The sequence below is a fragment of the Chromohalobacter sp. HP20-39 genome (assembly GCF_033052815.1).
Taxonomy (GTDB): domain Bacteria; phylum Pseudomonadota; class Gammaproteobacteria; order Pseudomonadales; family Halomonadaceae; genus Chromohalobacter.
The window spans coordinates 392,690-406,203 of sequence record NZ_JAWHTP010000003.1; the positions used below are offsets into that span (position 1 = coordinate 392,690).

Annotated in this window: 11 protein-coding genes and 4 tRNA genes; 11 read left to right on the forward strand and 4 right to left on the reverse strand. The window is 59.1% G+C overall.

Annotation, left to right across the window (positions count from 1 at the left end; all coding sequences use genetic code 11):
- Positions 1-31: 31 nt before the first annotated feature.
- Entirely contained in the window at positions 32-526 is a 495-nt protein-coding gene (locus RVY79_RS08480) for a peptidylprolyl isomerase (RefSeq protein ID WP_317463685.1), read from the reverse strand.
- A gap of 167 nt (positions 527-693) precedes the next feature.
- On the opposite strand from RVY79_RS08480, the gene RVY79_RS08485 reads away from it, so the two are divergent.
- Positions 694-2,373 (forward strand): glutamine--tRNA ligase/YqeY domain fusion protein, encoded by a 1,680-nt coding sequence (locus RVY79_RS08485; RefSeq protein ID WP_317463687.1) that lies wholly within the window; start codon positions 694-696, stop codon positions 2,371-2,373.
- A 13-nt stretch (positions 2,374-2,386) separates the two neighbouring features.
- Positions 2,387-3,772, forward strand: coding sequence for a cysteine--tRNA ligase (cysS, locus tag RVY79_RS08490; protein ID WP_317463689.1), 1,386 nt, complete (start codon positions 2,387-2,389; stop codon positions 3,770-3,772).
- Positions 3,773-3,874: 102 nt separating this feature from the next.
- Here the strand turns inward: cysS and mtnN are convergent, their stop codons facing one another.
- Genes mtnN through folD form a run of 3 tightly spaced genes read right to left on the reverse strand, consistent with a single transcriptional unit; the run spans position 3,875 to position 5,997 of the window.
- Positions 3,875-4,582 (reverse strand): 5'-methylthioadenosine/S-adenosylhomocysteine nucleosidase, encoded by a 708-nt coding sequence (mtnN, locus tag RVY79_RS08495; protein ID WP_317463691.1) that lies wholly within the window; start codon positions 4,580-4,582, stop codon positions 3,875-3,877.
- A gap of 27 nt (positions 4,583-4,609) precedes the next feature.
- Entirely contained in the window at positions 4,610-5,077 is a 468-nt protein-coding gene (locus RVY79_RS08500) for an S-ribosylhomocysteine lyase (protein WP_317463692.1), read from the reverse strand.
- Positions 5,078-5,133: 56 nt separating this feature from the next.
- Complete coding sequence (folD, locus tag RVY79_RS08505; RefSeq protein ID WP_317463693.1) at positions 5,134-5,997, reverse strand: bifunctional methylenetetrahydrofolate dehydrogenase/methenyltetrahydrofolate cyclohydrolase FolD; 864 nt, start codon at positions 5,995-5,997, stop codon at positions 5,134-5,136.
- 209 nt (positions 5,998-6,206) lie between these two features.
- Here folD and RVY79_RS08510 point away from each other — a divergent pair.
- From RVY79_RS08510 to RVY79_RS08550, 9 genes are all read left to right on the forward strand, one after another.
- Positions 6,207-6,283, forward strand: a tRNA-Pro gene (locus RVY79_RS08510).
- A 56-nt stretch (positions 6,284-6,339) separates the two neighbouring features.
- Positions 6,340-6,416 (forward strand) — tRNA-Arg (locus RVY79_RS08515).
- A gap of 57 nt (positions 6,417-6,473) precedes the next feature.
- Positions 6,474-6,548: transfer RNA gene (locus RVY79_RS08520), tRNA-His, on the forward strand.
- A gap of 33 nt (positions 6,549-6,581) precedes the next feature.
- Positions 6,582-6,656, forward strand: a tRNA-His gene (locus tag RVY79_RS08525).
- A 272-nt stretch (positions 6,657-6,928) separates the two neighbouring features.
- Positions 6,929-8,281, forward strand: coding sequence for a trigger factor (gene tig / locus RVY79_RS08530; RefSeq protein ID WP_317463694.1), 1,353 nt, complete (start codon positions 6,929-6,931; stop codon positions 8,279-8,281).
- 97 nt (positions 8,282-8,378) lie between these two features.
- Positions 8,379-8,999 (forward strand): ATP-dependent Clp endopeptidase proteolytic subunit ClpP, encoded by a 621-nt coding sequence (gene clpP, locus RVY79_RS08535; protein WP_097024142.1) that lies wholly within the window; start codon positions 8,379-8,381, stop codon positions 8,997-8,999.
- Between the two features lie 89 nt (positions 9,000-9,088).
- Positions 9,089-10,369, forward strand: a complete 1,281-nt coding sequence (gene clpX / locus RVY79_RS08540) for an ATP-dependent Clp protease ATP-binding subunit ClpX (protein ID WP_317463696.1) — start codon at positions 9,089-9,091, stop codon at positions 10,367-10,369.
- A 174-nt stretch (positions 10,370-10,543) separates the two neighbouring features.
- Entirely contained in the window at positions 10,544-12,952 is a 2,409-nt protein-coding gene (gene lon / locus RVY79_RS08545; RefSeq protein ID WP_317463697.1) for an endopeptidase La, read from the forward strand.
- Positions 12,953-13,128: 176 nt separating this feature from the next.
- Positions 13,129-13,401 carry an HU family DNA-binding protein gene (locus RVY79_RS08550; protein ID WP_040241491.1) on the forward strand — a complete coding sequence of 91 codons (273 nt, stop codon included), beginning with the start codon at positions 13,129-13,131 and terminating at the stop codon, positions 13,399-13,401.
- Positions 13,402-13,514 lie beyond the last annotated feature (113 nt).

Consider the following 13,514-nt stretch of genomic DNA (forward strand, 5'->3'; position numbering starts at 1 on the left):
CGCGCAAGACATCGGCGCGGCGTTGCCCTTGTCAGTCTTCGAAGTAGGCACGTTCGAGGATGACGTCTTCGGCGGGAACATCGGCATGCATGCCACGGCGCGCGGTGGGGACGTTCTTGATCTTCTCTACGACGTCCATGCCCTCGACGACCTCGGCGAAGACGCAATAGCCCCAACCTTGCATGGACTTGTCGCGGTGATTGAGGAAGTCGTTGTCAGCGACGTTGACGAAGAATTGCGCGCTGGCGGAATGCGGGTCCTGCGTGCGCGCCATGGCCACGCTGCCCTTGACGTTTTTCAGACCGTTATCCGCTTCGTTGTCGATCGGTGCGCGGGTAGGCTTTTGTTCGAACTGAGTGTCGAAGCCGCCCCCTTGGACCATGAAGCCATCGATGACCCGATGGAACAGAGTGTCGTCGTAATGGCCGTCGCGCACGTATTGCTCGAAATTGGCCGCGGTCTTGGGCGCGTTTTCATGGTCGAGGCGCAGTCGAATGCGGCCGTAATTGGTTTGCAGAACGATCATGGGCGTATCCTGGCGAAGAGAACTGAGCGCGACTTGGCGTCGCGCGCTGGCGTCGCGCTATAATAGCGGCTTTGCACCCGCGGGCGAAACCGTGTCGAGGCGCCAGCCAGTGCTTTGACGTGCCCTCCGGTCACTTCGCGAACGAACAGAGGTTCTTTAGACAGCCCATGAGCGTAGATAGCCACTCCGCCCCGAATTTCATCCGCAATCAGGTTCGCGAGGAAATCGAGGCCGGTCGCCAGGATGCCATCGTCACTCGGTTTCCGCCGGAACCCAACGGGTTCCTGCACATCGGCCACGCCAAGTCGATCTGTCTGAATTTCGGGCTTGCCGAGCAGTTTGGCGGTCAATGCCATCTGCGTTTCGACGACACCAATCCCGCCAAGGAAGAGCAGGCCTATATCGACGCCATCAAGGCCGATATCACCTGGTTAGGGTTCGAGTGGGACGGGGCAGTGCGCTATGCTTCGGATTACTTCGATCAGTTGTATGCTTGGGCGCAGCATTTGGTGCGCGAGGGCAAGGCGTATGTCGATGACCTGTCCCCCGATGAGATTCGTGAATATCGCGGCACCTTGACCGAAGCGGGCAAGCCGAGCCCGTATCGCGATCGTACGCCAGAGGAAAACCTCGATCTGCTCGAGCGTATGCGCAAGGGCGAGTTCGCCGAGGGTGAGAAGGTGTTGCGTGCCAAGATTGACATGGCGGCGTCCAACATCAATCTGCGTGACCCGATTCTTTATCGTGTGCGACATGCCCACCACCATCAGACGGGCGACAAGTGGAAGATCTACCCGTCCTACGATTTCACTCATGGCCAGTCGGATGCGATCGAGGGCGTCACGCACTCCATCTGCACGCTTGAGTTCGAGGATCATCGTCCGCTTTACGAGTGGTTCCTGGAGAACCTTCCAGTGCCCGCCAAGCCGCGTCAGATCGAATTCGCGCGTCTCAACCTCGCGCATACGGTAACTTCAAAGCGCAAGCTCAAGCTGCTGGTCGATCAGGGCATCGTGGATGGCTGGGACGACCCGCGCATGCCGACGATTTCAGGCATGCGTCGGCGTGGTTATACGCCGGGCTCGGTGCGTAAGTTCTGCGAGATGATCGGCGTGACGCGGGCCGATGGCGGCATGGTGGATATCGCGATGCTCTACCATGCGATTCGCTCTGACCTGGAAGACAACGCGCCACGCGCGATGTGCGTGCTCAAGCCGCTCAAGGTGGTGTTGACCAACCTCCCCGAGGATCATGAGGAAACCTTCGAGGTGGCCGGCCATCCGGCGCGTGATGACATGGGCGTGCGTCACTTGCCGTTGACGCGCGAGGTGTGGATCGACCGTGACGATTTCATGGAAGAGCCGCCCAAGAAGTTCTTCCGCCTGGCGCCGGGCAAGGAAGTGCGTCTGCGCAATGCCTATGTGATCCGTTGCGACGAGGTCATCAAGGACGCCGACGGCGAGATCCAGGAGCTACGCTGCAGTGTCGATTTCGACACCCTGGGCAAGAACCCCGAAGGGCGCAAGGTAAAAGGTGTCATCCATTGGGTGAGCACCGCGCACGCCGTGCCGGTGGAGGTGCGCCTGTACGATAACCTGTTCCAGGTCGAGGCGCCGGACCGCGATCGCGACGGCGATTTTCTCGAGCACCTGAATCCCGAGTCGTTGCGTGTCGTCGAGGGCTACGCGGAACCGAGCCTGGCCGACGTCGAGCCCGAGAGCCGTTATCAGTTCGAGCGCGTGGGCTATTTCTGTGCCGACCGTTACGCCTGTCGCGATGGCAAGCGGGTCTTCAATCGCACGGTGGGGCTCAAGGATGGTTGGGCCAAGGCACAGAAAAAAGGCTGAGAAGGGGGTCGTCGTGCAGATCTACAATACGCTGACGCGTCGCAAGGAAACGTTCACGCCACTCGATGCGGGTCGAGTACGCATGTACGTCTGCGGAATTACCGTCTACGACTACTGCCATATCGGCCATGCCCGCGTCATGGTCGCCTTCGACATGATTACCCGCTATCTGCGCTGGCGTGGGTTCGAGGTCGATTACGTACGCAATATCACTGATATCGACGACAAGATCCTCAAGCGGGCCGAGGAGAATGGCGAACCCATTGCGGCGCTGACCGAACGCATGATCGACGCCATGCACGAAGATGAAGGGCGACTTGGTGTATTGCGTCCGGACCGCGAGCCACGCGCCACGGCACATGTCGATGATATCGTCGCCATGGTCCAGCGCTTGGTCGACAAGGGATATGCGTATCCGGCCGCCAACGGTGACGTCTATTATCGCGTGCGGCATTTCGAGGGGTACGGCAAGCTCAGCAATCGCGATCTCGATGACATGCGCTCGGGGGCGCGTATCGAAGTCGAGGCCGCCAAGGAAGACCCGCTGGACTTCGTGCTGTGGAAGGCCGCCAAGCCGGGCGAGGAGAGTTGGCCGTCGCCGTGGGGCGCGGGGCGTCCCGGTTGGCATATCGAATGCTCGGCGATGTCGACGTGCTGCCTGGGTGATACCTTCGATATTCATGGCGGCGGCCCGGATCTCGTGTTTCCCCACCATGAAAACGAGATCGCGCAGAGCGAGGCGTCGACTGGGCAGGCCTACGTCAACACCTGGATGCATGCCGGAGCGGTGCGTGTCGATCACGAGAAGATGTCCAAGTCCCTGGGCAACTTCTTCACGATTCGCGAAGTGCTGGAGGCGCATGCTCCTGAAGTCGTGCGCTATCTACTGCTGGCCAGCCATTACCGCAGTCCCATCAATTACGCCCCCGACGCGCTGGGCGAGGCGCGCCGTTCTCTGGAGCGCTTCTATAACGCCCTGCAGGGCGTGACGCCGGCCGAAGGCGAGGTGGTGGCGGGTTATCGCGAGCGTTTCATTGCCGCGATGGACGACGATTTCAATACGCCGGAAGCGTTGGCCGTCCTCTTCGAGCTGGCGCGCGATCTCAACCGGGCCAAGCAGGAGGCCCCGGAACGTACTCCAGCGTTGGCTCACGAACTCATCTCGCTGGGCGGTGTGCTAGGCCTCTTCGGGCAAGCGCCGGCCGATTTTCTGCAGACGGGGGCGGGGCAGTTGCCGATGACCGAGGAAGAGATCGAGGCACACATCGAGGCGAGGGCGCAGGCCAAGAAGGCCAAGGACTTCGCTACCGCCGATGGCATACGCGATGAATTGGCGGCGCTGGGGATTGTGCTGAAGGATAGCCGCGAAGGCACGACCTGGGTGATCGAAGGCCGCTAAGCTCTATCTGAAACGTCGGCAAGCGCAGAAGGCCCATCAACGACAAAGCCCGCGACTCGATCGCGGGCTTTGTCGTTCGGCCGGATGCGTGTCACTGTCGATTCAGGCCGGTGTGCCCAGGCGCTTGACCATCGCTTCGACCATCATTGCCGAATGCGTGGCGGCTTTATCGATGAAGGCCTTGAAGGAAAGATCGGACTCCTTGCCGGCGATATCGGAAAGCGCACGAATGACGACGAACGGGCAGTCGTAGAGGTGGCACGTCTGGGCGATGGCCGCCGCTTCCATCTCGGCGGCCAGCATGCTTGGAAAGCGCTCGCGTGCTTGCGCCACCATGGCCTCATCGGCCATGAAAATATCGCCCGTGCAGATGAGGCCTTCCGTGACACGTAGCTCGCCAAGCCCTTCGATGCATTCCCGGGCGGCCTCGACCAGACGAGGGTCGGGGAGATAGGCGGCTGGCATCTGTGGCACCTGGCCGTACTCGTAGCCGAAAACCACGGCGTCGACGTCGTGGTGGCGCACCTCGCTGGAGATGACCACGTCTCCGACTTCGAGGTCGGCCCCGAAGCCGCCCGCCGAGCCGGTATTGATGATCACGTCGGGCTGATGAAGCTCAAGCATCTGGGTGGTGCCAACGGCGGCATTCACCTTGCCGATGCCCGATTGCAGGATAACGACCTCGACACCGTGCAAGTAGCCGGTGTGAAAGGTCGAGCCGGCATGCTGGCGGGTCTGGCCGTTTTCCAGGTGCGAGGCGAGGAGTTCGACCTCCTCTGCCATGGCACCGATGATGGCGATCTTGCGCATGTGGGGTGGGGTCCCTCTATCCATCGATCAGGCGAATACCTGGTTCCATTCGTTGCGTTTGGCCAGCAGGTCGCGAGCCAGGGCTTGCGCACCTTCCAGGCTGTGGCTGGCGGCCCAGCCGCACTGCATCTCGTTGCAGGCCGGTACGTCCGTGGCGACGAGGACGTCGTTGAGGGTCTTGTCGATCAGGTCAAGCACGTCGTCATAGTCGTCATGATTGATCAGCGAAATATAAAAGCCGGTCTGGCAGCCCATGGGGCTGATATCGAGTACCTTGTCGGTATGGTTGCGCGACAGTTCGGCCATCAGGTGTTCCAAGGAGTGCAGCGCAGGCATTTCCATGTGTGCCTTGTTGGGCTGGCAGATGCGCAGATCGTACTTATGAATTGCGTCGCCTTGCTCGCCGGTCTTGATGCCGGCCAGGCGCACATAAGGTGCCTTGACCTTGGTGTGGTCGAGGTTGAAGCTTTCGACATTCATTTCTTTATCGCTCATCTATCCACTCCTATTTTCTCGATCTCGGTATCGCTGTTCATTGTAACGCCTGTATGTCAGGCATGCATGCCGTCATGGAGTTCGGCGGCGAGCAGGGTGTTCTCCAGCAGTGAAGCGACCGTCATGGGGCCGACGCCGCCGGGTACGGGGGTGATGAAACTGGCACGTTCGGCGGCGGGCGCGAACTCGACATCGCCCGCGAGCTTGCCATCGGCTTGGCGATTGATGCCCACGTCGATGACGACGGCTCCTTCTTTGACCCATTCGCCCTTGACGAGCCCGGGTTTGCCGACAGCAACGATGAGCAAGTCGGCACGGCGTACGTGCGATTCGAGATCTTGGGTGAAGCGATGGCAGACAGTGGTCGTGCTACCCGCCAGCATCAGCTCCATGGCCATGGGGCGCCCGACGATATTGGAGGCGCCGACGATGACGGCATCCAGACCGCGTACCTGGATGCCGCTCTGTTGCATCAGCGTCATGATGCCTTTGGGGGTGCAAGGGCGCAGTACGGGAAGTCGTTGAGCGAGGCGGCCGAGATTGTAAGGATGAAACCCATCGACATCCTTGTCGGGGCGGATGCGTTCGAGAATCGGGCGTTCGTCGAGATGCTCGGGCAAAGGCAGTTGCACCAGGATGCCGTCGATGTCGGCGTCGGCATTCAGCGAGTCGATCAATGCCTCGAGTTCCGTCTGCGTGGTCGTGGCGGGCAATTGGTGCTGCACCGAATGCAGACCGGCCTGGTCGCAGGCGCGATGCTTGTTGCGGACGTAGACTTCGGAGGCGGGGTCTTCACCGACGAGGACGACCGCGAGCCCTGGGGCACGCTTGCCATCATGGCGGCGTGCCTGGACCTGACGAGATACCTGTTCGCGGACATTAGCGGCAATCGCTTTGCCGTCGATCAACTGAGCGGTCATCGACTCGTTCCTTTGGCGTGCGTGGCCCGGTGAGGGGCGGCGTTTTGAAAGATGCGCAATTTTCGCACGCTGGGAGGCGCAGTCAATGTATCCTGCGCTGGGACAAGTCGGAAGGTGGAGTGTAAGGGCTTGACCTGGCAAGGAAGATGCGTAGAATACGCTGCGCATCGACGGGCTCGATTGGCCATGCCCAAGCGGTCTCGGGGCGACGGGGTATAGCGCAGTCTGGTAGCGCGCCTGCTTTGGGAGCAGGATGTCGGGGGTTCAAATCCCTCTACCCCGACCAGCATCCGAATCCTCTCGAGGGTCGGTTCTAGGTTGGGCCTGTGCCGGCGTTATCAAGCGCTCATAGCTCAACCGGATAGAGCAACGGCCTTCTAAGCCGTAGGTTGCAGGTTCAAGTCCTGCTGGGCGCGCCATGCTATAGGTCAATGCGTGTCGGTGTCGGGATCATTCCCGAGCGTATACAAGTTCTGGTGGATGTAGCTCAGTGGTAGAGCCCCGGATTGTGGCTCCGGTGGTCGTGGGTTCGATCCCCATCATCCACCCCATGCTTGAATACGTTGCAACAATTCGTCGTCGTGGTGGATGTAGCTCAGTGGTAGAGCCCCGGATTGTGGCTCCGGTGGTCGTGGGTTCGATCCCCATCATCCACCCCAGCGATGATTTTCTCCTTCTTCTCCCGGTTTTTTCCTTGGTGTAACCACCGTCTTCGCTAGTCTGCACGTCGCACGCCTGTACCGAGGTGCTTCGTTCGGTTTTTTTGCGTCGTCATGATGACCATTCGCCCTTTTTTCGTGTCTTTTCCCTTGTAAGATGAGGCATACAGCCCCATAAACCACGCATTGCGCTTGCCAGCGCGGATGGGGATTCATAGAATCCTCGTCTTATTACGCTTTTTCAGAACGCCCCAGTCGGTAGAGGATCATTCATGCAAGTTTCCGTTGAGTCGACTTCCCAGATCGAACGTCGTGTCACCGTCCAAGTGCCGGCGACCGAAGTCGATCAAGCCGTGGCTACCCGCCTGCAGGAAACCGCCAAGAACGTGCGGCTGAACGGCTTTCGGCGTGGCAAGATTCCGATGACGGTCGTACGTCAACGTTTCGGCCAAGAAGTCCGCAACGAAGTAGTGGGCGAAATGATGCGCCAGCACTATGTGCAGGCGATCACTCAGGAAAGCCTCAATCCGGCGGGTTCTCCGCAGGTAGAGCCGACCGTCGACGAAGACGGCAAGGATCTGGAGTTCGTCGCGACCCTTGAGGTGTATCCCGAGTTCGAGCTCAACACGATCGAAAACACCGAGATCGAGCGCCCCCAGGCGGAAGTGACCGAGGCCGATGTCGATCAGATGATCGATACCCTGCGCTCGCAGAATGCCGAGTGGGAAGAAGTCGAGCGTGCTGCGGCCGATGGCGATCAGGTGACTGTCGATTTCCAGGGGTTCCTGGGCGATGAGCCGTTCGAAGGTGGCGCCGCCGAAGGCCATGAGCTGGAGTTGGGATCCAATAGCTTCATCCCCGGTTTCGAAGAGCAACTGGTGGGTGCCCAGGCCGGTGACGATCTCGAGATCAAGGTGACCTTTCCCGAAGATTATCAGGCGGAGCATCTGGCGGGCCAGGAAGCCACCTTCAAAGTGAAAGTGCACAAAGTGGCCGGCAAGCAGTTGCCTGAGGTCGACGAAGAGTTCATCAAGCGCTTTGGTATCGAAGAGGGTGGCGTCGCTGCCTTCCGTGCCGATGTGCAGAAGAACATGGAGCACGAGCTATCGCAGGCCGTGACCAATCGCGTCAAGCAGCAGGCGCTCGAAGCGTTGCAGCAGGCCAATGATATTCCGGTCCCGCAGTCATTGATTCAGCAGGAGACCGAGGGACTCAAACGCCAAGCGGCGCAGCAGTTCGGTCTGGGGGAAGACTTCGATGTTTCCCAGCTGCCCGACGAGCTGTTCGCCGACCAGGCGAAGAAGCGTGTTCAGGTTGGCCTGCTGTTGGCTGAAGTCGTCAAGGTCAATGAGCTCGACGCGAGCGACGACGAAATCAAGGCACGTGTCGAAGAGTTGGCACAGCAGTATCAGCAACCCGAGCAAGTAGTTGAGCACTATCTCAAGAACGAGGACATGAAAAACCAGGTCAAGTCCTCGGTTCTTGAAGACAAGGCGGTTGACAAGCTGCTGGAGCAAGCTCAGGTTAAGGATGTCGAGATGTCCTACGAGCAGGCTTTGCAAGCGGCACAACAGCAGCAAGAAGCAGATGATGAGGGCGAAGCGCAGGAAGAGACCAGCGCCTAAGCGTTATCTCGCGTTCCGTCGCAAGTGCCTGGACCCGGCTACGGCCGGGTCTCTAGTCACTGGAGCAATTAGTCACCGGATTTAAGGAAGCCACGCAATGGGCAACGAGTTCGATATCAGCAATGCCGGCGGTTTAGTCCCCATGGTCGTGGAGCAGAGCGCGCGTGGCGAGCGGTCCTACGACATTTATTCTCGCCTGCTCAAAGAGCGCGTTATCTTTCTGATTGGCCCGGTCGAGGACTACATGGCCAATCTGGTGGTAGCTCAGTTGTTGTTTCTCGAATCCGAGAATCCCGACAAGGACATCCATCTGTACATCAATTCGCCTGGCGGCTCGGTGACAGCAGGAATGTCTATCTACGATACCATGCAGTTCGTCAAGCCCGACGTGTCCACCGTTTGCGTTGGCCAGGCCGCCAGCATGGGCGCGTTGTTGCTTGCCGGTGGTGCCGAGGGCAAGCGCTACTGCCTGCCGCACTCGCGGATGATGATTCATCAGCCGCTAGGCGGATATCAGGGTCAGGCCGCCGATATCGAGATCCACACCAAGGAAATTCTCAACATCCGTCAGCAGCTCAACGAGATTCTCGCCAAGCATACCGGCCAGGATGTAGAAACGGTGGCACGAGACACGGATCGCGATAATTTCATGAACGGTGCCCAGGCGGCTGAGTACGGCCTCATCGATGCCATGCTGGATAAGCGCCCTGTATCCTGATAGCGTTTAACCAAACATGGTAGCGTTTAGCGAGACATGCATTTATTACCGGCGGCCCGTCAGGGCTGCCGCTATCACGAGGTACACGAATGGCTGACGGCAAAGGCAAAGACGAGAGCGGCAAATTGCTGTACTGCTCGTTCTGTGGCAAGAACCAGAACGAAGTGCGCAAGCTGATCGCGGGTCCTTCCGTCTACATCTGTGACGAATGTGTCGATCTATGTAACGACATCATTCGCGAAGAAGTGTTGGAAGCCGATGCCGAGGGCGATGAAGAGCGCCTGCCGGCACCGCGTGAAATCCGTTATACATTGGATGATTATGTCATCGGGCAGGACCGTGCCAAGCGGGTGCTGTCGGTGGCGGTCTACAACCACTACAAGCGTCTTCGTGCCGATGTGAAGACCGACGATGTCGAACTCGGCAAGTCGAACATTCTCCTGATCGGCCCGACCGGTAGTGGTAAGACCTTGTTGGCCGAGACCATGGCCCGACTGCTTAACGTTCCGTTCACGATCGCCGATGCGACGACCCTGACCGAAGCCGGTTATGTGGGTGAAGACGTCGAGAACATCATCCAGAAGCTGCTGCAGAAGTGCGAGTACGATGTCGATAAGGCGCAGCGCGGCATCGTTTATATCGATGAGATCGACAAGATTTCTCGCAAATCGGACAATCCTTCGATTACCCGCGATGTCTCGGGTGAAGGTGTCCAGCAGGCGCTGCTCAAGCTGATTGAGGGTACCACGGCCTCGATACCGCCCCAGGGGGGACGTAAGCATCCCCAGCAGGAATTCCTGCAAGTCGATACCAGCAATATGCTGTTTATCGTTGGCGGGGCGTTTGCAGGGCTGGAGAAGGTGATTCGTGATCGCGTCGAGAAAGGAGGCATCGGCTTTAACGCGGAGGTGAAGAGTAAAGACTCCGAAAAAGCGATGGGCGATATTCTCGCTGGTGTCGAGCCTGAGGACTTGGTCAAGTTCGGGTTGATTCCGGAGTTCGTGGGCCGTGTGCCGGTCATCGCGACACTGACCGAGCTCAGCGAAGAAGCCTTGATCCAGATTCTGACCGAGCCCAAGAACTCGCTAATCAAGCAGTATAAGCACTTGTTCGAGATGGAAGGCGTGGAGCTGGATTTTCGCGAGGACGCCTTGCGCGCCGTAGCGCACAAGGCTATGGCGCGCAATACCGGTGCACGTGGTCTGCGCTCGATTCTTGAGTCCGTGCTACTCGATACCATGTACGAGGTACCGTCGCTCGAGGACGTCTCCAAGGTGGTCATCGACGCTTCGGTCATCACCGGTGACAGCGAACCGCTGCTGATTTACTCCCAGCAGGAAGAAAGCAAGGTGGCTGGCAAGGACGGTTGATGTCCGGCCCGAGTCACTGTGGGGGCCCAAGGGCCCCCTTTTCGTATGTGTTCCTGCCATTGAGCCATGAAACCGACGGGCCGCACGGTTGCATCATGCTGGATGCGCCCCAATTTCCCAGGCATTAGTGCCGTCTCGCGGCCCATCCACCGAATTTGTTGAGGAACGTCTGCGATGGAGCAGAACGCTGAACAGACCCTGAGTCTTCCCCTTTTGCCGCTGCGGGACGTGGTCGTCTATCCGCAGATGGTGATTCCGCTGTTCGTGGGGCGCGAAAAGTCGATTCGCGCGCTCGAGACGGCCATGGAACACGACAAGCGGATATTGCTCGTTGCACAGCGCGAGGCCGGTCAGGACGATCCTGAATTCGGCGATCTCTTCGATGTCGGCACGGTGGCCGAAATCATGCAGCTGCTCAAGCTGCCCGATGGCACCGTCAAGGTATTGATCGAAGGCGATTACCGGGCTGACATTCGCGACATCCAAGAGGACGATGCGGGGTACGCATCGGCCGAAGCCGTGCGCCGTGAAAGCGAGGCGCTGACCGAACGCGAACAGGAATCGCTGGTACGCGTGCTGCTCAATCAGTTCGAGCAGTACGTCAAGCTGTCCAAGAAGGTACCCAACGAAGTCCTCAATTCGTTGTCCGGCATCGAGGACCCCAGCCGTCTGGTGGATACCATCTGTGCGCACCTGTCGCTCAAGATTGGCGATAAGCAGGAATTGCTCGAGATGGATCGCGTGCGTGATCGCATCGAGCACCTGATGGCGCTGATCGAATCCGAGATTGACCTGCTGCAGGTGGAAAAACGCATTCGCTCGCGCGTCAAGGATCAGATGGAGAAGTCGCAGCGCGAGTACTATCTCAACGAGCAAATGAAAGCCATCCAGAAGGAAATGGGTGAGCTCGAGAATGCGCCCAACGAGGCGGACAAGTACGAGCAACTGATCGAATCCACGGGCATGCCCAAGGAAGCGGCCGAGAAGGCGCGCCAGGAGCTGGGCAAGCTCAAGATGATGGCACCGACCTCGGCCGAGGCGACGGTGGTGCGTTCGTACCTCGATTGGTTGGTGGCGGTGCCCTGGAAAAAGCGCTCGCGCGTCAAGCACGACCTTGTGAATGCGCAGAAAGTGCTCGATGAAGACCACTATGGCTTGGAAGAGGTCAAGGAGCGGATTCTCGAGTATTTGGCCGTCCAGAAGCGCGTCAAGAAGCTCAAGGGACCGGTACTGTGTCTAGTGGGCCCCCCGGGGGTCGGCAAGACCTCGTTGGGGCAATCGATCGCGCGGGCTACCAACCGGCGCTACGTGCGTCTGGCATTGGGCGGGATTCGCGATGAGTCGGAGATTCGTGGCCACCGGCGTACCTATATCGGTTCGCTGCCGGGCAAGATGATTCAGCGCATGAGCAAGGCCGAGGTGCGCAACCCGCTCTTTCTGCTCGACGAAGTCGACAAGATCGGTATGGATCATCGTGGCGACCCTTCGTCGGCGTTGCTGGAGGTGCTCGATCCCGAGCAGAACAACAGCTTCAGCGATCATTACCTGGAACTGGATTACGATCTCTCCGATGTCATGTTCATCTGCACCGCGAACTCGATGAACATTCCCGAGCCGCTGCTCGATCGCATGGAGATCATTCGCCTGCCCGGTTATACCGAAGACGAGAAACTGGCGATTGCCAAGCGTTATCTGGTGCCCAAGCAGCTCAAGGCCAATGGTCTCAAGGATGGCGAGCTCAGCTTCTCGGATGACGCGTTGCTCGAACTGGTGCGCTATTATACCCGTGAAGCGGGCGTGCGTGAGTTGGAGCGTCAAATCGCCAAGGTAAGCCGTAAGGTGCTGCGCGAGCGGGTCGAGGCTGAGAAACGGCAAGGTGCGCAGGGGCCGCAATGGCTTGCCGCATCGGATATCGAAAACTATGCCGGTGTGCGCCGTCATAGCTATGGGCTGGCCGATCAGCAAGATCAGGTGGGCCGAGTCACCGGGCTTGCCTGGACCTCGGTAGGCGGTGAACTGCTCAATATCGAGTCGGTGGTATCGCCGGGCAAGGGACGTCTCAACAAGACTGGCTCGCTCGGCGATGTCATGAAAGAATCCGTGGATGCTGCGCATACCGTGGTACGTGCTCGTGCCTCTGCGTTGGAGATCGACCCGGATCGCTTCGAGAAGGAAGATCTGCATATCCACGTGCCGGAAGGGGCGACGCCGAAGGATGGCCCGAGCGCGGGTATCGCCATGGTGACTGCGATGGTGTCGGCGTATACCGCGCGCCCGGTTCGTTGTGACGTGGCCATGACCGGCGAAGTCAACCTGCGGGGCGAGGTGATGCCGATCGGCGGTCTCAAGGAGAAATTGCTGGCGGCGCGACGCGGTGGTATAAAGACGGTGCTAATACCGGAGGAAAATCGCCGGGATCTCAAGGAAGTGCCGGATAATATCAAGGATGCTTTGGATATCCGGCCCATGAAATGGATCGATGAAGTTCTCGACGCGGCGCTGGTCGGAAAGGCAGAGGTTGAAACCGGTGACTCCTTAACGGAGACTGATCAGCCTTCGCGTTCCAACATCAGCACGCATTGACAGAATTTAGCGGCCATGTCGCGGTATAAAACCGCGCATGGCGCGGCTCGGCGCGAAGCTTTCTTGACAAGAGTTTCGTGGCATTGCTATAAATCCCAGCCTTTGTTGTGACGCTTCAGGAAGTGGAAGTTTCGCGCCGATTTCCAGTCATTACCGAAACAGTCAAGGGGTGAAGTGTGAACAAGTCCGAGCTGATCGAAGCCATTGCTGCATCTGCCGACATTCCCAAGGCGGCTGCAGGCCGTGCGCTCGACGCCATGGTCGAGACCGTCTCCGATAGTCTGAAAAAGGGCGATTCCGTCGCACTGGTCGGCTTCGGCACATTCTCTGTCAAGGAGCGTGCTGCACGTACTGGTCGTAATCCTCAGACCGGTCAGACGATCGAAATCAGCGCCGCCAAGGTGCCGACGTTCAAGGCAGGTAAGGCGCTCAAGGATTCGGTCAACTAAGACCGGCCGAGCGGGGCCGAGTGGCCGTCGTGAGCGCGACGCATGACGGAAGCCGTGTCTGAAGCGAGATATCGTGTCGACTCGGCCCAGCCAAAAAGGCGCATCGCGTAAGC